Source organism: Maribacter dokdonensis DSW-8 (assembly GCF_001447995.1).
In the GTDB taxonomy this organism is placed as follows: domain Bacteria; phylum Bacteroidota; class Bacteroidia; order Flavobacteriales; family Flavobacteriaceae; genus Maribacter; species Maribacter dokdonensis.
The window spans coordinates 33,274-58,072 of record NZ_LDPE01000008.1 but is presented as its reverse complement, the minus strand read 5'-3'; the positions used below and the strand labels follow the sequence as shown (position 1 = coordinate 58,072).

The window sequence follows — 24,799 nt, the reverse complement described above, 5'->3', positions numbered from 1 at the left end:
TATGACACGTGCCAAATGAAACAACTAGAAAAATTAAAACTCAACATTCTCAGAATCTCCATAGGACTTGTTTATCTATTTTTTGGCTTTATAAAATTTATACCCAATCTAAGTCCGGCCGAAGATTTAGCCACCAATACAATCGGAATTTTGACTTTTGGAATTTTGCATTCCTCCTTAAGCTTAATTGTATTAGCAGTTGTTGAAACCTTAATAGGTGTCTTTCTCATTGCAAACTGGAAACCCAGGATTTTTATCAGTATAGCTATAGTTCACATACTTTTCACGTTTACTCCTTTATTTTTATTACCAGAAGAAATTTTTGGCAAAGGTGAATTGGTTTTTACCTTGGCAGGGCAATATATAGTTAAGAATATAATCATTTTAAGTGCCCTTTTATCCTTAAAAATAGATTTGAATAACAATCTTGAAAAAACTGCCAGTACGGAACCATCGTCAGAACAATTGATTGCCATTAAAAATCAATGATATAAATCTTCTAAATCCGCATCACAAAGAGAACAGATAAGATCTTCTAATTTTTCACATACATCTTTAAAAAAACGTTCTCCTTTTTCAGCAGTAGCATACTCCGGATTACCTATACCTGTGTCACTACTAACTTTAGACCATTGGCGTTCTGCCCAAGCCCAACCCTCATTATAAGCTTTGATCTTAAATTTTTTAGCACTACCACTACCCCATGATTCTTTCGCCAATACCAGTTCTGGTCTTAAATAAAGCATTAGGCTAGTCTCCATCTCATCTGCATGATCACCTTTTTCCTTAAAATATTTAGATTTATCTAACATTGGTGGAAAAAAGCAGAAGCTGATGAACATCTTTGGAAACAATAAACCCAGTTCCCTAACAATTGGTTTAAAGTTATTTCCACCATGCCCATTGAACAATAGTAGTTTTCTAATTCCCTGTCTATCCAAAACAGTTACCAAGTCTTTCAATATTGCCAGTTGGGTAGACGGATTTAAATTCATATCTAAATAAATATCCTTTTGCCCAGTATTGACACCGTAAGGTATGGTGGGCAAAATAATTACTTTTTTACCCTTTTCCCATGCGATCTTACCCGCAGCTTCAACCATATTTTCAGCTTGGTAGTTATCTGTGCCATATGGCAGATGATAATTATGTGCTTCTGTTGCACCCCACGGTAATACCGCCAGTTCTATATTTTCATCCTTTAAATGATTCCAGTTTGTTTCTGCTAGTATATATGGTCGTATCATAGTATTAAAGATACTATATACGCATAAAAAAACCCTTGAATAAATTCAAGGGTATGTATATTATTTACTTAATGTAATGTACTTACAGGACTTTTTTACCAGATATAATGTTGTATAGAATTACAATAACTGCAATCACTAATAAAATATGTACTAAACTACCGGTTGCAAGTCCAGGAACAATTCCTAACATTCCTAATAACCATATAATTATACAAATAACTGCTACTAACCATAATAGACTTCTCATAATGTGTGTTTTTTTAGATTGTTTATATGACAAAGTTAAAGGCATTACCCCTTTACCCTTAACTCAAACGAATTGATTACTAGCTCTAAATCAGCAGCATACCATCAACACACTTCACTACAAGTACTAAAAACCAACCACTTACATTAAATTTTCCTTAAAAAAATCAATGGTTCGCGACCATGCCAATTCTGCTGCCGGTTCGTCATATCTTGGAGTTGACGTATTATGAAAACCATGATTAACTTTCGGATAGAAATAGGCTGTATTTTCTTTACCCAGCTCATTAAGCTTTTTTTCATATTCAGGCCATCCGGCATTTACACGTTCGTCCAAACCTGCGTATTGCAGTAATAAAGGAGCGTTTATATCTTCTATTCCTTCCGTAGGCTGACCGCCATAAAATGGAACAGCAGCTGCTAATTCCGGCACTTTCACTGCCATCATATTAGAGATCCATCCACCGAAACAAAAACCTACAACCCCTATCTTACCTGTACACCCTTCATGATTCTTTAAATAATTAAATGCTGCAATAAAATCCTCAAGCATTTCATTTCTGTCTCTTTTCCGTTGCATTTCCCTACCTTCATCATCATTTCCCGGATAACCACCTAACGGACTTAAAGCATCTGGGGCAATCGTGATAAAACCCGCTAGAGCAGCTCTTCTTGCCGTATCCTCGATATACGGATTCAAACCTCTATTTTCATGTACCACCACTATACCCGGTAACTTTACGTCAGCTGATTTTGGTTGTGATAGTAATGCCTTAATCTCCCCACCACCTTTTGGCGAATCATAGGTAATAAAACCAGAATCAAGATCAGGATTGTTTTTATCAACCAATAACGTAGTTTCGTAATCTGGCATTAAAAAACTCATTAACGAAGGCACCGTAATACCTCCTACCGCATACATTGATAGTTTTTGCACAAAGTCTCGTCTTTCTAGTTTATTATGCGCATAGGCATCGTAAAGATCAAACACTTCTTGTTTAATATCCTCTTTTCTTAATGATTTCATTTTCAAAGCTTTTTGGTTCTATTTAAAATTACAAAAAGCACTTGAGTACGTCCATGATTTTAACAATAGAAAAAGCCTCACTCCCAAAATATGGGAATGAGGCTTTGTTATCTATTAAAAAATATTAGCCTAAACTTGCTAAACTCTTTTCTAAAGTTTCAATTTTAGCCTCGGCATCAGCTAATTTTTGACGCTCAATTGCTATTACCTTTTCAGGGGCATTATTGACAAAACGCTCATTAGATAATTTCTTCTGAACAGACTGTAAGAATCCTTTGGTATATTTCAACTCTTCGTTAATCTTCACAATTTCAGCCTCAATATCTATAGCACCTTCCATAGGTACAAAGTATTCGTTACTCTTTACCCTAAATGTCAATGCACCTTCTAACTGCTCTTCTGTATAAGCAATATCAGAAACATTGGTAAGTTTTGATATAACAACATCAAAACGATCACTCACCTTTTCGGTATTTAAAACAGATAATTCCAATGCTTCCTTCATAGGAATATTCTTATTCTTTCTTATAGTTCTGATACCGGCATTAACCTCAGCAGCAAAATCGAACTCTTCCAATAATTGTTCATCTATTTTACCTATTGTTGGCCACTTTGCAATCACCAATGCTTCGCTCTCGCTCCTTTTTGAAATATGCTGCCACACCTCCTCGGTCAAAAATGGCATGAACGGATGTAACAATTTCAAGTTCTGCTCAAACAGTTGAATTACCTTATCAAAAGTAATTTTATCAATAGGTTGTTGGTATGCAGGTTTAATAATCTCCAATAAAGAAGAACTATAATCATCCCAAACCAATTTATAAATTGACATTAAAGCATCGGAAATACGGAACTTGCTAAAGTGATCCTCAATCTCTACCAAGGTCTTGTTCAATTTAGACTCGTACCACTCTAAACCAAGTTTTGATGCTTCGGGCTGTGGTATATCTGCAACCTCCCAACCTTTAACCAATCGGAAACCGTTCCAAATTTTATTGGCAAAGTTTTTTCCTTGCTGACACAGATCTTCATCGAACATTAAATCGTTACCTGCCGCCGAACTTAACAACAAACCAACACGTACGCCATCCGCTCCATAATCTTCAATTAATTTTAATGCATCTGGCGAGTTCCCCAAAGATTTAGACATCTTGCGACGTTGCTTATCCCTTACCAAACCTGTGAAATAAACATTCTCAAAAGGTTTCTTACCTCTAAACTCATACCCAGCAACTATCATTCTAGCTACCCAGAAGAATAGAATATCCGGACCCGTAACCAAATCGTTGGTAGGATAGTAATAATTCACCTCTTCATTATCAGGATCCATAATGCCTCCAAATACACTCATTGGCCATAACCAAGATGAAAACCAAGTATCTAGCACATCGGCATCTTGCCTTAAATCACTTTCCTGCAAATCTGAATTGCCAGATTTCTCCTTTGCCAGTTCTAAGGCCTCCTTTAAATTAGCGGCAACCACAAAATCTTCTTGACCGTCACCAAAATAGAACGCCGGTATCTGTTGTCCCCACCACAATTGTCTAGAGATGTTCCAATCACGAACGTTCTCCATCCAATGGCGATATGTATTTTCAAATTTCTTTGGATGCAGTTTTACATCTCCACTTTCCAACACTGCTTCTAAAGCGGGTTTTGCCAAATCTTCCATTTTTAAAAACCACTGATCAGACAGTTTAGGTTCAATGACAGCTTTGGTTCTTTCTGAGGTACCTACCTTATTGATATGGGTTTCGGTTTTTACCAAAATACCCTTTTCCTCCAATTCTTTTGAGATTTCTTTTCTAACTACAAAACGATCTTTACCCTCGTAATGCATACCAAAACTATTTAAGGTGGCATCATCATTAAAGATATCTATAGTCTCCAAGTTATGCTTTTCGCCTAGCGCTTTGTCATTTATGTCATGCGCAGGTGTCACCTTTAAACAACCGGTACCGAACTCTACATCAACGTACTCGTCTTCTATAATAGGTATTACCCTATTACAAATAGGAACAATAACGTTTTTACCTTTTAAATGGGTAAAGCGCTCATCGTTAGGGTTAATACATATAGCTGTATCACCCAAAATAGTCTCTGGTCTTGTGGTAGCAATGGTCACTTTTTCATCTGAACCTTCTATGGCATATGACAAATAGTACAACAAACCTTGTTTTTCTTCATATACCACTTCTTCATCAGACAATGTTGTTTGCGCCTCTGGATCCCAATTTACCATACGATAACCGCGATAAATCAACCCTTTATTATAAAGGTCTATGAACACTTTTATAACACTATCATATCTTTCTTGGTCCATAGTGAACGCTGTACGGTCCCAATCACAAGAACAGCCCAATTTCTTTAACTGCTCTAGTATGATACCCCCATACTGGTGTGTCCAGTCCCAAGCATGTTTCAAAAACTCTTCCCTTGTAAGGTCATTTTTATTGATACCTTGCTCTTTTAATTTAGCCACCACTTTTGCCTCTGTAGCAATAGATGCGTGATCCGTACCAGGTACCCAGCATGCATTTTTACCTAATAAACGAGCTCTTCTGATCAATACATCTTGTATAGTATTGTTCAGCATATGCCCCATATGAAGAATACCGGTTACGTTTGGTGGTGGTATTACAATACTATAAGGTTCCCTATCATCGGGAACCGAATGAAAATATCCGTTTTTCATCCAATACTCATACCATTGAGATTCTGTGGACTGCGGATTATATTTTGAAGGAATTTCCATATTTGGAACAGTTTTTGAATAAATAAATATGTGGTTATTAAAAATAAAGCCGAACTGACATTCTAACGGTCATTTCAGCTAAATTTTACCTAAAATTAAATACGAAACAAAAATAAGTAACGTTAGAGTATAACAAAAGGATTTTGAGGTTGATCTGAAAAGATTTAATTTTGAAATCCACCCAAAATTAAAAATGATGAAAAAAATAGTACTTGTATTATTTGTAGGCTTACTAGGATTTAGCTTGACCGCTCAAGACACTGCGGCCAAAATAGAGTTTAAGTCAGAAACGGTTGATTATGGTGAAATAGCAAAAGGTTCTGACGGAGTTAGAGTTTTTGAATTTACCAACACCGGTACTGCTCCGCTTATTGTAAGTAAAGTAAGTTCTAGCTGTGGATGTACAATTCCAAAAAAACCGGAAGACCCAATTTTACCAGGTAAAACAGGTGAAATTCAAGTTAAGTATGATACTAACAGAGTTGGACCTATTCGTAAAGCGATTACGGTAATATCTAACGCAGATACACCAACAAAAGTTTTAAAGATCAAAGGAGAAGTAAAAGCTTCTACCGGTACCAAATAAAAATTACTGATGTAAAATTAAAAGCCCAACTGAAAAGTTGGGCTTTTTTTGTCTTATTGATCATCAAAAAGGGGTTTTAACTCAAAGCTGAACAACAAATCATTGTCATAACGCTCTACCAAAACCTTTATCCTTTTATCTTTTTTTACATTAAGCATGTGCATGATCTCTTGTAATTTGTATCTATGAATACGCTTACCATTTACAGCCAAAATTACATCACCCTCACGCAAGCCTGCTGAATGTGCCGGACTCCCTTGACGAATTCCCGATACAATTATCTCTGGCACCAAACTCAACCTTGTAGCTCCTTGAAGCAAAATTTGAACATCTCCATAAGATTTTGCATTACTATTTACAACACCGTTAGCATCGGTAATTCTTTCTGAAACATACCGCATACCGGCATGTTGAAGATCAATACCACTTATATTATACTGAAATAGTTTACCAAAGTTTGAATTCTTGGTTAGTATGAGCTTTTCATTAGCATAATCAAACACCACATGAAAGCGCTTTATAATCTCCCCGCCAAGACTACCATTTCTACCACCAAAATCAGCAATAGTATTAAATGTTTCCATATCAGGAAATGCTGCCTTGGCATCGCTCAAAATAAAATCAGAAATCTTTAAATGATTTATTTTGGTCCTCTTTCCAAAAATATCTCCTGCCAAACCTTTGCCAAGAAAATCCTGATAGTGTTTTTTTGGAAGTTGAATTCTCTCATCTTCAAACAACCAAACCGCATCACTACTACCGGTATCCAACAATAATTTAACAGGAATTTCATCGGTTTTATTGACCATCACATGAGCATCTAAATATGCTTTTCTTCTAATTACCGACATGTCCACTACCCTAGTATGCTTAGACGTTTTATATGTATAAAGCGCTGGATCATAAAACTTAATGGTCTTTTTGACATAGTTGACATCCACAACAAAATCCCTAAATAAATCATACCCAATAATTCCATGCACAGGAATACCCAGACTTGGAGAAAAATTAATTCCCGCATCCATCACTACATAAATATTTTGATAAAGGTTCTTTACATCACCCAGTTCCACCCTATTATTAGTAGACTTTAATGCGTTAATGGGATCACCTTCCCCCAAACCGTTAATGGTTATCTCCGTAACATTATTCAACTGAATGGAATCCTGATCCGCCAAATTGAACAATATGGGCGTGCCCACACCAGAATCTAACACAAAAGACAATTCAGTTCCGTTTACCTCTACAGGAATAATCATAAGATTATTAATGAGCTGAAATTTTACCTTTTGAAACTTCTTGCCCTTTGGCAATTGGTATGTTTGTGCATTTACAGATAAACCCGCACAACCAGCAAAGAGAATCAAAAAAAAGATATATCTACGTAACATAATCTATATGAATTAGTTAAGCCTTTTTAAGATACGTAAATTTTTAATACGATCGCTATATTTAACAGCACATAGAAGTTTAAATAAAATACAATTTAATTGTAAGTACCATTATCATTTATCACTTTTGCGTAAAATATAATTATATGCCATCTGTCTCAAATAAAGGGCTTACCATGCCCCAATCACCCATTAGAAAACTAGTTCCTTTCGCTGAAGGCGCTAAAAAGAAGGGGATTAAAGTCATTCATTTAAATATTGGACAACCGGACATAAAGACCCCTCAACAAGCATTAGATGCCGTAAAGAACAACAACATTAATGTCTTGGAATATAGCCGTACCGAAGGTTCTGAAGAATTTAGAAGCAAAATTGCCCAGTATTACATCAAAAATGATATTCCGGTAAATGCCAATGAAATTATAGTGACCACTGGTGGATCTGAAGCTTTGTCCTTTGCCATGAATACCATTGCAGATACTGACGATGAAATTATAATTCCAGAACCTTTTTATGCAAATTACAATGGCTTTGCAACTGCCTGTGGCGTAACTGTGGTTCCTGTCGTTTCTAAGCTTGAAGATAATTTTGCCCTTCCTCCAATCGAGGAATTCGAGAAATTGATTACCTCAAGAACCAAGGCTATTTTAATTTGCAACCCAGGTAACCCTACAGGATATCTATATAGCAAAGAAGAAATACAAAAATTAGCAACACTGGTTAAAAAGCATAATATATTCTTGGTTGCCGATGAAGTATACCGTGAGTTTACGTATGACAACAAGACACACACTTCAATTTTAAAGGAAAAAGGCTTAGAAGAACACGCCATTGTCATTGATTCCGTTTCAAAAAGATATAGTATGTGCGGAGCTAGAATTGGTTATTTAGTTTCTAAAAACAAAGACTTTATTGCAACGGCTCTCAAATTTGCACAAGCGCGATTATCACCACCAACCTATGCACAAATTGCTAGCGAGGCAGCTTTGGACACTCCTGATAGTTATTTTGCCGAAGTTAAAGAAGAATACGTTGCCCGAAGAAATCTTCTTATTACTGAACTTGAAAAAATAGAAGGCATTAAGATTGCCAAACCTCAAGGTGCGTTTTATTGTATTGCCGAATTGCCTATTGAAGATGCCGACCATTTTGCGCAATGGCTATTAGAAGACTTTAGCTTAAATAACGAAACTGTCATGGTAGCACCTGCAGCTGGATTTTACGCTACAAAAGGTCTGGGTAAAAAACAAATTAGAATTGCTTACGTTCTGGATAAAGAAAGTCTAAAACGTGCAGTACACATTTTAAGCGAAGCACTTAAAAATTACAAGGGTTAATGATCATTTATGACCACTTTTCTTTAAAGAACTACAATACTTTTGGTATTGATGCCACGGCTAGATACTTTGTGGAAGTAACCACTATTGAAGAATTACAGGATATTTTAGAGAATAACTCGTATCCAAGAAAAATTCTTATTGGTGGTGGTAGTAACATGTTGCTTACAGACTATATTGATGCTCTTTTTATACACGTTAATTTAAAGGGCAAGCAGATAGTTTCACAAGATGACAATAATGTGATCGTCAAAGTAATGGCCGGAGAAAATTGGCACAATATGGTAATGTGGGCAATTGACCATGATTTTGGTGGTTTAGAAAACATGTCTTTAATACCTGGTAATACCGGTACGGCTCCTATCCAGAACATTGGTGCCTATGGGGCAGAATTAAAAGATTGTTTTGTAAGTTGTGAAGCTGTCAGAATAGAAGATCAACAATTGGTAACTCTTTCTAAGGAGGAATGTCAATTTGGCTATAGAGATTCGTTCTTTAAAAATGAAGGCAAAGACAAGTACGTAATTACATCGGTAACTTTCTCCTTTACAAAAAAGAACCATAATATTAATTCTGGATACGGTGCTATAGAAAATCAATTGCTTAAGGAGTCTATTTCAAATCCTACAATAAAAGATATTTCCAATGCCGTAATAGCAATTCGCCAAAGTAAGTTGCCAGACCCAAAAGAATTAGGAAATAGTGGTAGTTTTTTTAAAAATCCGATTGTCACAAAAGAAATTTTCACCCGGTTCAGCACAACATATCCAGAGGCACCTTTTTACAAAGTTTCAGATGACTATTATAAAATTCCTGCAGGCTGGTTAATAGAACAATGTGGCTTTAAAGGAAAACGTTTTGGCGATGCCGGCGTACATAAAAATCAAGCGTTGGTACTGGTCAATTATGATAGTGCTACCGGTAAAGACATTCTAGATCTTGCAGCAAAAATTATTGAAGAGGTCAAAAGAAAATTCGAAATTGAAATAAGTCCAGAGGTTAATCTAATAAAATAACCCCTGTAAAATTTACAGGGGTTATTACCAAACCAAACCAACCAAAAACAAAGTGGGCAGTTACCAGCTGACCACTTATTCAATATATATTTTTAGAAAACGCCACTTTAACAATCAATTTTATAATTTAGCGTTTAAGCATATACGGTTCAATCTTAGCATTTGGATGTCCATTATAAAAAAATATGTACATCTTTTTAAATTATGAGCACTCTATTAGAAAATCATATTGTTGAATTATTACAAGAGCGAAACGAAAAAGCGATTTCCCTTTTGTACGATAACTATGCTGATACCCTATTGGGTGTTGCCAATAAAGTAGTACGGGATCCAGAACTTGCACAAGACGTGGTTCAAGAATCGTTTGTGAAAATTTGGAAGAAAGCAGATTCTTACGACCCTAAAAAAGCAAAACTTTTTACTTGGCTTTTTAGAATTACACGTAACACTGCAATCGATAAATTAAGAAGTGTAAACACAAAAAGTGATAAAGAAATCCAAATAGATGTTTCAGACGTATATACTTTAGGTGTTGAAAGCACAAGACCAGAATTAATGGATGTAAAAGAACATCTAGACAAAATTGAAGAAAAATATCAAATTGTACTAGAAGCTCTTTTCTTTCAAGGCATGACCCAACAAGAAGCAAGTGATGAGTTGGATATACCATTGGGAACCATTAAATCTAGATTAAAGATAGGATTGCGCGAATTAGGCAAAATCTATGGTCCTGCCGTAATAGCCATGATATTAAATATTGTATTATGAAAGACAAAATAAAAATTTTCCTCGATTCAGATTTGTTGGAAAAATATCTTTTAGGAACCACTACAGAGTTAGAAAGCTTACAAGTGGAGCGCTACATTGCCATGTACCCTGAAGTTAGGGAAACCTATGCAGAGCTACAGGAAAACCTTGAAATTTTTGCTAAGTTACACGCCATTGAAGCCCCACAAGGACTTAAGGATAAAATCAACGCAAGAATTAAAGCTGAACGTAAAGGCAGAAAAAGATTTTACAGCTATGCTATTGCAGCTAGTATTACCGCTATACTATTTATTGGCATTTCAACTTTCTTCTGGAATCAGAACCAGAGTTTACAAGAAGAGAACAGTGTTGTTAGCAATAAAATAAAATTGCTAGAGGAGAATATGAAAGAACAATTGGAAGACGTGCGCAACCAATTTATTGTTCTTAACAATCCACAGACAAAAAAGTATAACGTAAAAGGCAACCAAAAAGCAAAGGAGCTTAAAGCTGTGGCATACATTAATCCTGTTAAAAAACTATCCTATATTAATGTTAGCAAATTGCCTAATATTCCTGAAAGCCAGTGTTTTCAAATGTGGGCAGAGGTTAATGGCAAAATGATCAATTTGGGTATTATAGAGGAAGCAGGAGACCAACAAAAGTTGCTTGCACTGCCATACGCGGAAAATGCCGTTGGTTACATTACCATAGAACAAAAAGGTAACAACCAAGCACCGACCGTAGAAAATATAGTTGCCAACATAGCTTACTAGGTCAACTCACATAAAGTATTCTTAAAGCCCCATATTTGGGGCTTTATTTTTTATCTTTGTATAAAATTCAGCATATGAAACTAGTATTATTGACCATTGGGTTATTAGCATTGGCTTTTGCAGGAATAGCTATTAAAATATGGTCTAAAAAAGATGGTAAGTTTGCAGGTACATGTGCCAGCCAAAGTCCGTTTCTAAATCAAGATGGGCAAGCTTGTGGTATGTGTGGCAAAATGCCAGATGAACAAGATTGTAAAAAAGATTTAATCTCAGAATAAGTACACTTACTTCTTAAAACAAGGAGTTTACAATATCGGTATTTGAATAACACAGACAAATTAGAAGAAACAATTCTTAAAGCTAAACAAGGCAATCAAATTGCGTTCAGCCGTTTATTGGATATGTTTTGGAACGATGTGTATGGATTTCAACTAAAACGCACCGAAAATGAGAACGACTCTGAAGACATTACCATACAGACCTTCTCAAAAGCGTTCGATAAAATTCACACTTATAATGATGCTTATGTTTTTAAGACATGGTTGATAACCATTTCAAAGAATATACATATTGATCTGGTGAGAAAGCGAAAAAAGAGTTTGTTAGACTCCCATAGCAATACGGAAGCCATAACTTCAGCTTTAGATGCCACCCCTTCTATGGAAGATCAACTTATTCAAGAACAGAATTTAGCCGATTTACTAAGGGATATCAAAAAATTGAAACCTCATTATCAAGCGGTAATCAACTTAAGATATTTTAACGAGTTGAGCTATGCCGATATAGCAACTCAATTAAATGAACCTATTAATAGTGTAAAGGTTAAGTTACTAAGGGCAAAAAAGCTTCTTTCAGAAATTATTGAAGCGAGAAAAAAATAACATATTGGTTATTACGTAATTTTTTCACCTTCATTTGTGTAGAATACAATTCTACTTTATCCTCATTTTTATAGTTCGTATATTTGTATTAAAATTATCGCATGTCAACAGTTGTAAAAGAAAATGTTGCTCCACCAAAAGGCAAACCAAAATGGCTACGGGTTAAATTACCTACCGGTAAAAAATATACCCAGCTTAGAGGCTTAGTTGATAAGTATGATCTTCATACCATTTGCACCAGTGGTAGTTGCCCTAATATGGGAGAATGCTGGGGAGAAGGTACGGCTACCTTTATGATTTTGGGTAATGTTTGTACAAGATCATGTGGCTTTTGCGGTGTTAAGACAGGTAGACCTGAAAACGTAGATTGGGCAGAACCGGAAAAAGTAGCTAGGTCCATTAAAATAATGGGAATCAAACATGCTGTAATTACCTCTGTAGACAGAGATGACCTTAAAGATATGGGCTCTATTATTTGGGCAGAGACCGTTAAGGCCATAAGAAGAATGAACCCTACAACTACTTTAGAAACTTTAATTCCTGATTTTCAAGGAATAGAAAAGCATTTGGATAGAATTGTTGCTGTTGCCCCTGAGGTGGTATCGCACAATATGGAGACCGTTAAAAGGCTGACCAGGGAAGTACGTATACAAGCAAAATACGAACGTAGTCTTGAAGCTCTTAATTATCTAAAAAAGCAAGGTATTAACAGAACCAAGTCTGGTATTATGCTAGGTTTAGGTGAGCATGAAGATGAAGTTATAACAACTTTGGCAGATTTACGAAAGGCAGACGTTGATGTTGTAACTATTGGGCAATATCTACAACCCTCTAAAAAACATCTTCCTGTAAAAGAGTTTATTACCCCTGAACAGTTTAAAAAATATGAGGATATAGGTCTAGAAATGGGCTTTAGACATGTAGAAAGTGGCGCTTTGGTAAGATCATCTTACAAAGCACATAAACACATTCTTTAATTTATTTTTTTAACCGCTCCTAGATTTTCAAAGTTTATTGGTTAACCCATGGTTTCCATTAAACTTCCGATTTCACAAGTATAAAAATTTACGATAACCAATGCAGAAATTAAATATTGGCATTAATGGTTTCGGAAGAATAGGTAGAACCCTATTTCGCCTTTTGCAAGAACAGCCTAACTTAAATGTTGTAGCAATAAATGATTTGGCAGATGCCAGAACACTTTCACATTTACTAAAATATGATAGTATTCATGGTACCTCGGCGCTTAATATTTCATGTGATGAAAATCATATTATCGTCAATGATGGTCGTATAATTTTACACAACGAATCTCATCCGTCAAAAATAAATTGGTCATCAACAGCAGTTGATTTGGTTGTAGAATGTACTGGTAAATTTAAGGATCGGGAAACCCTTGCTTTCCATATTAAAAACGGAGCTAAAAAAGTAATTCTTTCTGTACCGCCAACTGAAGATGATATTAAAATGGTTGTTTTTGGTATCAATGAAAATTCATTGACAGCAACAGATGATATTATTTCTAACGCATCTTGTACTACCAATAATGCTGCACCAATGATAAAAGTGATCAATGATCTTTGTGGTATAGAGCAAGCATATATTACCACCATACATTCCTACACTACCGATCAAAGTTTACACGATCAACCTCACAGAGATTTAAGAAGGGCCCGTGCAGCCTCACAATCTATAGTGCCAACAACTACAGGTGCCGCTAAAGCATTGACCAAAATATTCCCTGAACTAGCGGATACCATAGGCGGTTGCGGTATTAGAGTACCTGTTCCAAACGGCTCATTAACAGACATTACCCTTAATGTAAAAAGGGAAACGAGCATTGATGAAATAAACGCTACTTTTGAAAAAGCGGCTAAAAACCAGTTTAAAAATATTGTTCACTATACCAGCGACCCAATAGTTTCTATAGATATAAACAATAGTTGCTATTCTTGTACGTTTGATTCTTTAATGACCTCTGTCATAGGTAAAATGGTTAAGATCATTGGTTGGTATGATAATGAAACAGGTTATAGTAGTAGAATTATAGATTTAATTAACTTCATTAGTTTTAAAAAGTATATTTGAAAATTTTATTTTTAAATAAAGTAATTAAAGTTTTATTAGTCCCCATTATAATTTTGGCGACTACTACTGTCGTATTTTCCCAAGACCCAATTTCCCAAAAAGATATTCAACCTTATTTTGATCAAGCACGAAAGTTCAAAAATCAAGACAAAATAGACCTTGCCCTAGAAACGTTGAACACAGCTGCCAATGAAGCAGAAAAACGTGAAGACATTAAAGGTTTAATTGATAGTCTTCATGAACTGGCACTTTTATATTTAAGAATTGACAAAGAAGGTGATACAGAATTCTATTGGGATCGTGCCAGCGTATTATTAAAAGATATTTCTTACCCATACGGTGATGGCATGCACAAGTATATTGAAGCTATACTACTACATAGAAGTAATAGAAACTTTCAATCCCTATTTATGCTAAACGAGGCCAAGCAGCTAAATAACGATCGTAATTTTTACAATAATCTATTGTTGACAGAAGCAAAGGTTTATTTAAGTCTTGAAAAATACGATAGTGCCTCTAAAAATTTGAATTCACTTTTGGTCAATACAGACTTGTTTGAAAAAGAATATTTAACAAGTCAAGCATATCTTACCCTTGCCGAACTAAATCTAATTCAGGAAAATTTTTCTGAAGCTGCCAAAAATGGCGAAAATGCCTTGGAAGTTGCCACACATAATGGTTTTCTAGAGGACATTAAAGATGCAAATATTCTCTTGACCTCGGTTTATGAAAAATTAGGACTATACCAAAAATCATTGGTAAACAGTCAAAATTTAGTTCAATTGAAGGACTCCATTTTCAATGTTGAAAAGAATAAAATAGAAGCAAAAACTGCAGATAAAATAAGAGATAATTATAAAACTGAAGAGATTGCCCGTCAAGAAAAGAAAATTGAAGAACTGACGGAATCTCAGAACAGATCTGAACTAACGGCTATTTTAACATCTGCTTTTTTAATTATCATATCATTATTGGCTGTTACACTTTATAGAAACAATCAAATAAAATTAAAGACCAACGATCTTTTACAGACTAAAAACAAAGAACTACAAATAGCAAGAGATGGTGCAGTACAAGCTATGGAAGCTAAGACCAACTTTCTCTCAACAGTAAGTCATGAATTAAGAACTCCACTTTATGCTGTTACTGGTCTCACCCATTTATTACTTGAAGAAAACCCTGAAGAGCACCAAAAAGAACATTTAAAAGCTTTAAAATTTTCGGGTGATTACTTACTTAATTTCATCAATGATATTTTACATATCAATAAAATTGACGCCAATAAGCTTGAACCCTTGAATATGGAGTTCAATCTAAAAAAGGTAATTAACGAAGTAATTAATTCACTAGGACAAAGTGCCAAATCTAACAATACCAACCTTATTTTAGAGTATGACCCTAAAATACCTAGCCATTTACTTAGTGACCCATTAAAGTTATCGCAGATATTCATGAACCTGATCGGTAATTCGATCAAATTCACCAAGGGAGGTGAAGTTAGGGTGATTTCTAAACTTTTGAACAAGGATCAAGATGATGTCACCATTTATTTTGAAGTGAAAGATAATGGAATAGGCATATCAAAAGAAAAACAGAAAAGTATATTTGAAGGTTTTGAGCAAGGGTCCATTCAAATAAACAGGGAATATGGCGGAACGGGACTTGGCTTAACCATTGTAAAAAGTCTTTTGGGTCTTTTTAATAGTCAAATTGAACTAGAAAGTAATTTAGGAGAAGGAAGCTCATTCTTCTTTGAGATTAAAATGAAGAGTATTGATGATCTTGCCGAGGATGTTGCTTTTGAAATTGCTCCTAAAGACTATGACTTTAAAGGTCTTCATTTATTGATTGTTGAGGATAACAAAATCAACCAGGTCATTACCAAAAAAATGTTGACCAAAAGAGATATGACCAGTGATATTGCCAATAACGGTCATGAAGCGGTTGATCTTGCCAAAGAAAATGTATATGATGCCATTTTAATGGATATACACATGCCAGGTATTAGTGGTGAAGAAGCTACCATAGAAATTAGAAAGTTCAATCAAGACACTCCTATTATTGCATTAACCGCAATTTCTTTAGATGATAGTTTAGAAAGTTTTTATGCTGCCGGATGTAACGATGTTGTTACAAAACCATTTAAACCAGAGATTTTCTACCAAAAAATAGGTGAAAATATTTTTGACAAAAAGCCTAAGAATTCTTTGTCATAAACTGCAGTAATTCCTGCCTCAAAGCTTCTTTCCCATCGTATAGAAACTCATGTTTCACTTCAATATAATGCAGGTTTGGAATTTTTGACTTTAGCCTTACGTAATCCTTTTCAGTAGTAAGAATCGTTTCCTTCTTTTTTAAATCCTCTATTTCAGCATCGGTAAAAAAGTGATGATCGTTGAATTTCAAATGCTCAAATGTAATACCGGATGATTTCAAAAACATCTCTAAAGGAGTCGGGTTGGCTATGCCCGTTACCAAAGTCACGTTTTTAGTTTTTAAGCTTTCAAGTGGCATTTCAACACCCTTTAAATCTCTATTATAATCCAAATAACTAAAAAATACTTTTTGGTAGTGTTTGGGAGCAAGCTGTAAAAGTATTGTTGATTTATCGGTATTGGATAAATCTGCAGGGCATTTGGTTATTACTATAATGTCTGCCCGGTTTGCCTCTCCTTTAAAATCCCTTAAATCGCCTGTAGGTAGATACCAGTCATTGACATACAAATTATCATAAGCCGTTAACAATATTGAAAAATCAGGTTTTACCTTTCTGTGCTGAAAAGCATCATCCAATAAAATAACATTGGGATCAATATCTGTCCTTAATTGGTTTATTCCATTTCTCCTATCTGCATCAACTGCGACGGCAACTTTTGGAAATTTCTTTTTTAATTGAAACGGTTCATCACCTAACTCCTCTACACTGGTATGATTACCGGCAAGTAAAAATCCCTTCGTTCTTCTCTTATACCCCCTGCTTAATATAGCAACTCTAAAACTTTCACCTAGTTCACGTACCAGTAATTCTATCATAGGTGTTTTACCGGTACCGCCAACGCTTAAATTACCTACACAGATTGTTTTTACAGCAAACGTTTTAGAAGAAAAAACACCCATGTCGTATAATCGATTTCTAAAAAAAACAATCAATCCGTATAGGAGTGAAATGGGAAAAAGAAGTTTTCGTATTAGCTGCATTAGAACGAAATTATAATAATTTATCTTTGAATATCTTATTTTTCCATAAAATGACTGTAAAAGACATCACCCGAATATTAGAAGAATTTGCCCCACTACCCTATGCCGAGGATTTTGATAACGTTGGCCTATTGGTGGGCAATGCAACAAATGAAGTGAGCGGAATATTGGTTACGTTAGACACCTTAGAGAATGTTGTTGATGAAGCTATCGCCAAGAATTGTAACCTTATTATTAGTTTTCACCCTATCATTTTCGGTGGCTTAAAAAAGATTACCGGTAAAAATTATGTGGAACGTGTAGTCATTAAAGCTATCAAAAATGATATTTCCATTTATTCTAACCATACCGCACTTGATAACGCCCGTTACGGAGTCAATGCCAAAATATGTGAGGTACTAGGCCTTTCGAATACAAAAGTGCTACTTCCCCAAAAGAACACGATAAAAAAATTAACTACGTACGTACCCAAAAATGCTATTGAAGAAGTGAAAAATGTTCTTTTTAAGGTAGGTGCCGGTAACATTGGCAACTATTCCAATTGTAGCTTTTCGGTTGAAGGAAATGGCACCTATAAAGCCAATGAAGGTGCAAACCCCACCATTGGTACAATTGGAACTACCCATACCGAGAACGAAGTGATGCTCACATGCGTGTTTGGTAAAGATCGGGAGTCCGTTATAATTAATGCACTATTGACCTCACACCCTTACGAAGAAGTAGCTTATGATATACAAACCATAGAAAACACCAACCAACATATTGGTATGGGCATGATCGGTGAATTAGACCAAGAGGTTTCAGAATTGCAATTTCTAAATGACCTTAAGCTCAAAATGAACGCAAAATTGGTGCGACATTCCAATTTATTAAATAAACCCATTAAAAAAGTAGCCGTTTTAGGTGGCAGTGGTTCTTTTGCCATTGGAGCGGCAAAAGCTGCTAAAGCAGACGTATTTGTTACTGCTGACCTTAAATATCATCAATTTTACGAGGCTGAAAATCAAATAATTTTGGCAGATATTGGACACTTTGAAACTGAGCAGTTTACAAAAAACCTTTTAGTTGATTATCTTACAAAAAAAATTCCTAATTTTGCAATCCATTTATCGGAAAGTATAACAAATCCCATCAATTATTTTTAATATGGCAAAAAAAGAAGATTCGTCTGTAGAAGCAAAGTTAAGAGCATTATATGATCTGCAATTAATTGATTCTAGGGTTGATGAAATAAGGAATGTTCGTGGTGAACTACCTTTAGAAGTAGAAGATTTGGAAGATGAAGTCCTTGGCCTAAAAACGAGAATGGATAAGCTTAAAACCGATTTAGAGAATATAAACTTTGAAATTGGCGCTAAGAAGAACCTGATTGAAGAAGCAAAGGCTTTAATTAAAAAATACGGCGAGCAACAAAAAAATGTTCGTAATAGTAGAGAGTTCAATTCTATTAGTAAAGAATTGGAATTCCAAGAATTGGAAATTCAATTAGCTGAAAAGAACATTAAAGAATTCAAAGCTCAAATAGAGCAAAAGAAAGCTGTTATCTCTGATACCAAAGAACGTTTATCTGAGCGTGAGGCACACTTAAAGCATAAGAAAGGTGAATTAAACGCTATTCTTGCCGAAACGGAAAAAGAAGAAAAAGCGTTGTTGGAAGAGTCTATCAAATTCCAAGATAAAATTGAAGAGCGTTTGGTTAAGGCATATGCCCGTATCCGTAACAACGTTAAAAATGGTTTAGCTGTTGTTCCAATTGAAAGAGGTGCATCTGGTGGGTCTTTCTTTACAATTCCACCACAGGTACAAGTTGAAATTGCTTCAAGAAAAAAAATCATTACAGATGAGCATAGTGGTCGTATTTTAGTTGACCCAGTTCTAGCTGAAGAAGAAAGTGAAAAAATGCAAAAAATGTTCGCTAAATTATAATAGCGCACATTGTATAAAAAAAGAAAAGCCATCTTCTTAAAGATGGCTTTTTTATTGGTATATGTATAAAATTCTTAGGAACCGGATAACAGCTTCAACATTAAGTTCTCAACCTCTAAACTATCCCAATTTTCTGCAATATTGGATATTTTCATAACCTCTTTCATTATTTCTTCTTGAGCATCACCTTCCGCTAATGCTTCTGCATAAGGTCTATTGGAAAAGGTAACCCTGCTGTATGCAGGTATCCACTTTTCTGGGTGTTTTGAAGAAAAGTGTTTTTCTATTTTCTTTTGAAGTAAAAAATTAGCGTCTGCGGTTTTACTGCTCATCTCTATGAAGTTTCTATAACTCAGCTCTGCTATAGCATCGGCATTTGGCTTGCGTTTTTCTTGATAGGTAGTAAAAATACGCTCCCAATCATCTCCAAATTCCTGAATAAGCTGATCTAAGACATAAATATCTTCAAAACCAGCATTCATACCCTGACCATAAAAAGGAACCACAGCATGGGCAGAATCTCCTACCAGCGCTACTTTATCCCAATAAGTCCAAGGATAGCATTTCATAGTTACCATGGCACTTGTAGGGTTTTTAAAGAAATCTTCGGTAAGGTTTTCAATTTCATCCTTTACATTTGGAAAATAAGTATTGAAAAAGCGTACAGCATCTTTCTTTGTTTGTAAACTTTCAAAAGATACTTCCCCTTCAAATGGCATAAAAAGGGTGCATGTAAAACTGCCATCTAAATTGGGCATAGCAATAAACATGAATTTACCTCGCGGCCAAATATGAAAAGAATGCTTATCTAGTTTATGTGTACCGTCTGCGTTAGCAGGTATGGTCAATTCTTTATATCCAACATCAATAAAATCTTGCGAATAGTCAAACCTGCTACGGCGTTGCATTTTATGTCTCACCCTAGAAAATGCCCCGTCACAACCAAATACCAAATCAAATGGATATTCTTTCCACTCGCCCTTTTCACTTTCACCTGTGAAAACAACAGCCCTTGGCAGATCAATATCCCATACCTTTTCTTCAAAACGAAAGTCTACCCCATTATTTTCGGCTAAATCTATCATTCGTTTGTTCAGGACCCCTCTTGATATGGACCAAATTGCCTCACCATCCTTACCATATTTTTGAAAATACTGTTCTTTACCAATAACGTGCATGGCACGTTTGTCTAAAGGAATGGCTATTTTTTTGATTTCCTCCTCTATTCCAACAGTTTTTAAAGCGTTCCATCCCCTATTGCTCATAGCCAGGTTAATGGATCGACCAGAAAACTCAATATTTCTAATATCCGGTCTTCTATCAAACACCGTTATTTTATGTCCGTATCTCTTTAAGTAAATAGCTAGTAAAGATCCTACTAATCCAGAGCCTATTATGGCAATATTCTTTTTTTCTTGGGTCATGTATTGGGCTTTAAGCCTACATTAAGTGAATGTTAAAAATATGAAATATTGCCCAAAATTTAAGCTTTATCGCAACAAACTGAACAAATCATTTATCTGATAAGGTTATTTTTTGTTTAATTTTTTAATATTTTTATTAAACAAAATAAAATTATATTGAAACATTTTACCTCAAACGATATTCATGAAATGCCCAGTAGATATAGGGCACATTTGATCAATAGTTGTACCGGTTATAAATCTGCCAATCTTTTAGGGACAAAATCAGTATCGGGTATTAGTAATTTAGCCATTTTCAACTCCGTGGTGCATATTGGCAGTTCTCCGCCAATGCTAGGTTTCATTTTACGTCCGTTAACAGTTGCAAGAGATACTTATAAAAACTTTAAAGAGACTGGCTTTTTTACTGTAAACCAAGTAAACAATGAAATAATTGAAGGCGCTCACCAAACCGCAGCAAGCTACAAGGAGCATATTTCAGAATTTTCAAAAACAAATTTAACCGAAACTTACCTAGACCAATTTCACGCTCCCTATGTAGATGAAAGTGCTATAAAACTGGGGTGTAGTTATGTTAATGAATATAGAATAGAAGAAAATGGATGTGTAATGATTATAGGTGCCATTGAACATATTTATTTGCCCGACGACATTTTACATGAAGATGGCTGGTTACAGTTAGATAAACATAACGCTGTTGTGACCAATGGTTTAGATGCGTATGCGCTACCTAGACTTTTAAATAGATTTTCTTATGCTGAACCGGACAAGCCTTTACAAAAATTACTGTAATGGCGCATAAAAAAATACAGCTGCCTTCTAAAATATGTATTACCTGTAAGAAGCCATTTTCATGGCGTAAAAAATGGAAAAGAGATTGGGACCATGTAAAATACTGTAGTAAAAAGTGTAAACAACTTAAACAATAGAACATGAATAATTTAATCTGGTTTAGAAATGACCTAAGAATAGGTGATAATTCTTCCTTGAACGCTGCCGTGAAGGGACAGAAAGTTATTGCCTTCTATTGTTTTGAAACTATTTTTTTTGATTATGATACCTACGGATTTAAACGAACGGGCAAGTACCGGGCCAAGTTCTTACTTGAAACCGTAACCCAATTAAAAGCAGCGCTTAAAAAACTTAACATTGCCCTTTTCATTTATGTGGGCCGATCTGAAGATTTCTTGCCTAAATTAATTGAACAACATAATATCGATACCGTATTTCTACAAAAAGAATGGACAAGAGATGAGCAGCTTGTACTTGAAAATGTAAAGAATAAAATATCGCCTTCTATTCAATTCAAAGAAGTGTACGACCAATTTTTATTTCATCCAGATGATATTCCCTATACAAGTTTCAAATCCATACAAGAAATATTCACCAACTTCAGAAAAGATTGCGAAATCCATTGCAAGGTAAGAGCTCCTCAAATGCCGATTAAGGCAATGTCTAAGAATAATTTGGTCCGCACTAAAACAGAATTACCCACTTTAAATCAATTGGGTTTTAATAACTTCACCCAACACACGCATACGGCCTTCCCTTTTCAAGGTGGTGAACATGAAGCACAAAAACGCATCGAACAATATTTTTGGGATTCTCAAAAGCTAGCTGTCTATAAAAAAACCAGAAACGGATTAATTGGTGAAAATTATAGTTCAAAACTCTCTGCTTGGTTAGCTAATGGTAGTATATCTCCCAGAACCATCTACTGGGAAGTTAGAGAATTTGAAAAAGAAATAGTAAAGAACCAAAGTACCTACTGGTTAATCTTTGAACTTATTTGGCGTGATTATTTTAAGTATATCTCCTTAAAACATGGTGATAAAATCTTTGGACTAACAGGTATACTTCAAAAGCCTTACGAATGGAAAAGAACATCAGTAGCACTAGAAAAATGGATAAATGGTACTACCAAAGAACCTTTTATCAATGCAAATATGAAAGAATTATTGGCAACCGGATGGATGAGCAATAGAGGTAGACAAAATGTAGCCAGTTTTTGGTCTAAGGAATTGGAGCAAGACTGGCGAATTGGCGCCGCATATTTTGAGCGTATGCTCATAGATTACGATGTGCATAGCAACTATGGAAATTGGATGTACAATAGCGGCGTTGGTAATGACCCCAGAGATAGAAAGTTTAATATTAAAAGTCAGGCTGTTCGCTATGATAGTGCCGGTAGTTACCAACGTTTGTGGCTGCAAGAAACATTGTTTTAAAAATTAAAATTAGACGAAATGAAAACTGTACGGTTAATTCTTGGTGACCAGTTAAACCAAAATCACTCTTGGTTCAATGAAGTAAATGATAATGTCATATATCTTATGGCAGAAATGCGCCAAGAGACCGACTATGTTAAACATCACATACAAAAGGTAATAGCGTTCTTTTTAGCTATGCGAAATTTCAAAGATGAACTGAGCGCTAAAGGTCATCAATTTATATATTTCTCACTTACTGATGCAAATAATCCTCAACAACTAGAGGAAATTATCACTAAAACCATCAAAGAATCAAACGCCAAAAAATTTGAATATCAATTACCTGATGAGTACAGACTTGATGAACAATTAAATAATATATGTAAGTCATTACCAATAGCTACCTCTTACGCCGATACCGAACATTTTTATACAACACGATTTGAATTAAGGGATTTCTTCAAAGGAAAAAAACAAATGATCATGGAAAGCTTTTATCGTATGATGCGCAAAAAGCACGATATCCTAATAAATAACGATCAACCTGAAGGTGGAAAATGGAATTATGATCAAAGCAACAGAAATAAATGGAAAGGTCAACCAAGCATTCCCCATGAGAAAGATTTTAAAAAGAACGTTGAAGAAATTATTGAGGAGCTTTCCAAAGCTAAGGTTAAGACCTTTGGTAATGTTGACCCCACAGCATTTTCGTGGCCAGTAACCAAAGTAGATGCCCTAAGTACCTTGACTTATTTCTGTGACCAGCTCTTACCACATTTTGGTGATTACCAAGATGCCATGCATGAAGACCAAAAGTTTTTATTTCATTCTAGATTGTCATTTGCAATGAACAGCAAAATACTTTCGCCTAAAGAGGTAATTACCCGGGTCACAGCCCATTATCATAAAAATAAGGACGTAATTCATATATCTCAAGTTGAAGGCTTTACTCGTCAAATTTTAGGTTGGCGAGAATATATGAGAGGTATTTATTGGAAAGAAATGCCACTATATAAGGGCTTAAATGTGCTAGAAAATAAAAACAAACTACCCCATTTCTTTTGGACAGGTAAAACGAACATGAACTGTTTAAAACATGCCATTGGTCAAAGTTTAGACCACTCATATGCCCACCACATACAACGTTTAATGATTATTGGAAACTTTGCACTACTTACACAAATGGATCCAGACGAGGTAGACCAATGGTATTTAGGTGTTTATATAGATGCCATAGAATGGGTTGAAATTACCAATACCAGAGGAATGAGCCAATTTGCAGATGGTGGTATCGTAGCAACCAAACCTTACGTTAGCAGTGCCAATTATATTAATAAAATGAGTAATTATTGCTCAAAATGCCCTTATAACCACACAAAAAAATTAGGAGACAAAGCCTGCCCATTTAACTCGCTGTACTGGAATTTTTTAGCAGATAAGAAAGCGCATTTTAAAAACAACCAACGTATGAAAATGATGCTGTCACTTTTAGATAAAATGGACGGTAGTGTTTTAGCTGACATACAATTAAAAGCAAATGATTTAATGAAAAATTTAGACGCACTTTAATAATTAGTTAATATGAATTTAACCTTATTATCTAAGCCAAATTATATTTTTGTTGTGTAGTTAAATTTAACTTTCCGCGAGAGCGCCTATATAAATAAAAACACCTTTTTAACATTTTTGAAAAGGTGTTTTTGCATTTAAGAAGTTTTTTAAAATCTTCCAAAATCACCAAAATTACCCATCTAAATTCTTGTCCTACTTTAACTCCAATCGGTTGAACCTATTGATTTCATCGACCAAATGCACAATCACATCATCAACAGGTCTTTAACAACAATTTTAACACTCTACAACAATTTCAAATCGTAATTCAAGTCAATTCTTACATAAAACACAAAAACGATTTTTATAAAAAATTCAGTTTAAAATACT

At 35.0% G+C, this 24,799-nt stretch carries 24 protein-coding genes; 17 read left to right on the top strand and 7 right to left on the bottom strand.

The annotated features are described in order from the left end of the window. The first annotated feature begins 15 nt into the window (after positions 1-15). Positions 16-489, top strand: a complete 474-nt coding sequence (locus I600_RS17965; RefSeq protein ID WP_058105957.1) for a hypothetical protein — start codon at positions 16-18, stop codon at positions 487-489. Here I600_RS17965 and I600_RS17960 read toward each other — a convergent pair. From I600_RS17960 to I600_RS17945, 4 genes are all read right to left on the bottom strand, one after another. Continuing rightward, positions 483-1,247: a creatininase family protein gene (locus tag I600_RS17960; protein WP_198033510.1), complete on the bottom strand. Its 765-nt coding sequence runs from the start codon at positions 1,245-1,247 to the stop codon at positions 483-485. The two genes, I600_RS17965 and I600_RS17960, sit on opposite strands and share 7 nt — an antisense overlap. 82 nt (positions 1,248-1,329) lie before the next feature. Next, positions 1,330-1,497 (bottom strand): lmo0937 family membrane protein, encoded by a 168-nt coding sequence (locus tag I600_RS17955; RefSeq protein ID WP_027067903.1) that lies wholly within the window; start codon positions 1,495-1,497, stop codon positions 1,330-1,332. A gap of 141 nt (positions 1,498-1,638) precedes the next feature. Beyond that, a complete protein-coding gene (locus I600_RS17950) occupies positions 1,639-2,523 on the bottom strand; it encodes a dienelactone hydrolase family protein (protein WP_058105956.1) in 885 nt (294 codons plus the stop codon). A gap of 124 nt (positions 2,524-2,647) precedes the next feature. Continuing rightward, entirely contained in the window at positions 2,648-5,278 is a 2,631-nt protein-coding gene (locus tag I600_RS17945; RefSeq protein ID WP_058105955.1) for a valine--tRNA ligase, read from the bottom strand. A gap of 193 nt (positions 5,279-5,471) precedes the next feature. Between I600_RS17945 and I600_RS17940 the strand changes: the two genes are divergently transcribed. Continuing rightward, positions 5,472-5,864, top strand: a complete 393-nt coding sequence (locus I600_RS17940) for a DUF1573 domain-containing protein (protein ID WP_082643031.1) — start codon at positions 5,472-5,474, stop codon at positions 5,862-5,864. A 53-nt stretch (positions 5,865-5,917) separates the two neighbouring features. Here I600_RS17940 and I600_RS17935 read toward each other — a convergent pair whose 3' ends face one another. Further along, complete coding sequence (locus I600_RS17935; RefSeq protein ID WP_058105954.1) at positions 5,918-7,255, bottom strand: aspartyl protease family protein; 1,338 nt, start codon at positions 7,253-7,255, stop codon at positions 5,918-5,920. A gap of 146 nt (positions 7,256-7,401) precedes the next feature. On the opposite strand from I600_RS17935, the gene I600_RS17930 reads away from it, so the two are divergent. The 9 genes from I600_RS17930 to I600_RS17890 all read left to right on the top strand — a co-directional run bounded on the left by I600_RS17930 (position 7,402) and on the right by I600_RS17890 (position 16,316). Beyond that, a complete protein-coding gene (locus I600_RS17930) occupies positions 7,402-8,592 on the top strand; it encodes a pyridoxal phosphate-dependent aminotransferase (RefSeq protein WP_058105953.1) in 1,191 nt (396 codons plus the stop codon). Further along, positions 8,592-9,608: a UDP-N-acetylmuramate dehydrogenase gene (gene murB, locus I600_RS17925; RefSeq protein WP_058105952.1), complete on the top strand. Its 1,017-nt coding sequence runs from the start codon at positions 8,592-8,594 to the stop codon at positions 9,606-9,608. Before I600_RS17930 ends, murB begins: the two co-directional genes overlap by 1 nt. Positions 9,609-9,812: 204 nt before the next feature. Beyond that, positions 9,813-10,376, top strand: coding sequence for an RNA polymerase sigma factor (locus I600_RS17920; RefSeq protein WP_058105951.1), 564 nt, complete (start codon positions 9,813-9,815; stop codon positions 10,374-10,376). Next, positions 10,373-11,131 carry an anti-sigma factor gene (locus I600_RS17915; protein ID WP_058105950.1) on the top strand — a complete coding sequence of 253 codons (759 nt, stop codon included), beginning with the start codon at positions 10,373-10,375 and terminating at the stop codon, positions 11,129-11,131. The genes I600_RS17920 and I600_RS17915 overlap by 4 nt, the downstream gene beginning before the upstream one ends. 74 nt (positions 11,132-11,205) lie before the next feature. Next, positions 11,206-11,409, top strand: a complete 204-nt coding sequence (locus I600_RS17910) for a hypothetical protein (RefSeq protein WP_058105949.1) — start codon at positions 11,206-11,208, stop codon at positions 11,407-11,409. Between the two features lie 42 nt (positions 11,410-11,451). Then, positions 11,452-12,012, top strand: a complete 561-nt coding sequence (locus I600_RS17905) for an RNA polymerase sigma factor (RefSeq protein ID WP_058105948.1) — start codon at positions 11,452-11,454, stop codon at positions 12,010-12,012. Positions 12,013-12,113: 101 nt separating this feature from the next. Further along, positions 12,114-12,989: a lipoyl synthase gene (gene lipA, locus I600_RS17900; RefSeq protein ID WP_058105947.1), complete on the top strand. Its 876-nt coding sequence runs from the start codon at positions 12,114-12,116 to the stop codon at positions 12,987-12,989. A 100-nt stretch (positions 12,990-13,089) separates the two neighbouring features. Then, positions 13,090-14,100 (top strand): type I glyceraldehyde-3-phosphate dehydrogenase, encoded by a 1,011-nt coding sequence (gene gap, locus I600_RS17895; protein WP_058105946.1) that lies wholly within the window; start codon positions 13,090-13,092, stop codon positions 14,098-14,100. Beyond that, positions 14,097-16,316, top strand: a complete 2,220-nt coding sequence (locus I600_RS17890) for a hybrid sensor histidine kinase/response regulator (RefSeq protein WP_082643030.1) — start codon at positions 14,097-14,099, stop codon at positions 16,314-16,316. Before gap ends, I600_RS17890 begins: the two co-directional genes overlap by 4 nt. Here the strand turns inward: I600_RS17890 and lpxK are convergent. Beyond that, positions 16,297-17,298: a tetraacyldisaccharide 4'-kinase gene (lpxK, locus tag I600_RS17885; RefSeq protein WP_058105945.1), complete on the bottom strand. Its 1,002-nt coding sequence runs from the start codon at positions 17,296-17,298 to the stop codon at positions 16,297-16,299. The two genes, I600_RS17890 and lpxK, sit on opposite strands and share 20 nt — an antisense overlap. 50 nt (positions 17,299-17,348) lie before the next feature. Here lpxK and I600_RS17880 point away from each other — a divergent pair, with 50 nt between their 5' ends. Further along, positions 17,349-18,443, top strand: coding sequence for a Nif3-like dinuclear metal center hexameric protein (locus tag I600_RS17880; protein WP_058105944.1), 1,095 nt, complete (start codon positions 17,349-17,351; stop codon positions 18,441-18,443). A 1-nt stretch (position 18,444) separates the two neighbouring features. After that, complete coding sequence (locus I600_RS17875) at positions 18,445-19,224, top strand: zinc ribbon domain-containing protein (protein WP_058105943.1); 780 nt, start codon at positions 18,445-18,447, stop codon at positions 19,222-19,224. Between the two features lie 74 nt (positions 19,225-19,298). Here the strand turns inward: I600_RS17875 and I600_RS17870 are convergent, their stop codons facing one another. Beyond that, entirely contained in the window at positions 19,299-20,648 is a 1,350-nt protein-coding gene (locus tag I600_RS17870; protein ID WP_058105942.1) for an FAD-dependent oxidoreductase, read from the bottom strand. Between the two features lie 156 nt (positions 20,649-20,804). Here I600_RS17870 and I600_RS17865 point away from each other — a divergent pair, with 156 nt between their 5' ends. From I600_RS17865 to I600_RS17855, 4 genes are read left to right on the top strand one after another with little or no spacing between them, the layout of a single operon-like run. Then, positions 20,805-21,440: a flavin reductase family protein gene (locus I600_RS17865; protein ID WP_058105941.1), complete on the top strand. Its 636-nt coding sequence runs from the start codon at positions 20,805-20,807 to the stop codon at positions 21,438-21,440. After that, positions 21,440-21,577 (top strand): DUF2256 domain-containing protein, encoded by a 138-nt coding sequence (locus I600_RS19115; protein ID WP_082643029.1) that lies wholly within the window; start codon positions 21,440-21,442, stop codon positions 21,575-21,577. Before I600_RS17865 ends, I600_RS19115 begins: the two co-directional genes overlap by 1 nt. A gap of 3 nt (positions 21,578-21,580) precedes the next feature. Beyond that, positions 21,581-22,876: a DASH family cryptochrome gene (locus I600_RS17860; RefSeq protein ID WP_058105940.1), complete on the top strand. Its 1,296-nt coding sequence runs from the start codon at positions 21,581-21,583 to the stop codon at positions 22,874-22,876. A gap of 18 nt (positions 22,877-22,894) precedes the next feature. Next, positions 22,895-24,427: a cryptochrome/photolyase family protein gene (locus tag I600_RS17855; RefSeq protein ID WP_058105939.1), complete on the top strand. Its 1,533-nt coding sequence runs from the start codon at positions 22,895-22,897 to the stop codon at positions 24,425-24,427. The last annotated feature ends 372 nt before the right edge of the window (positions 24,428-24,799 follow it).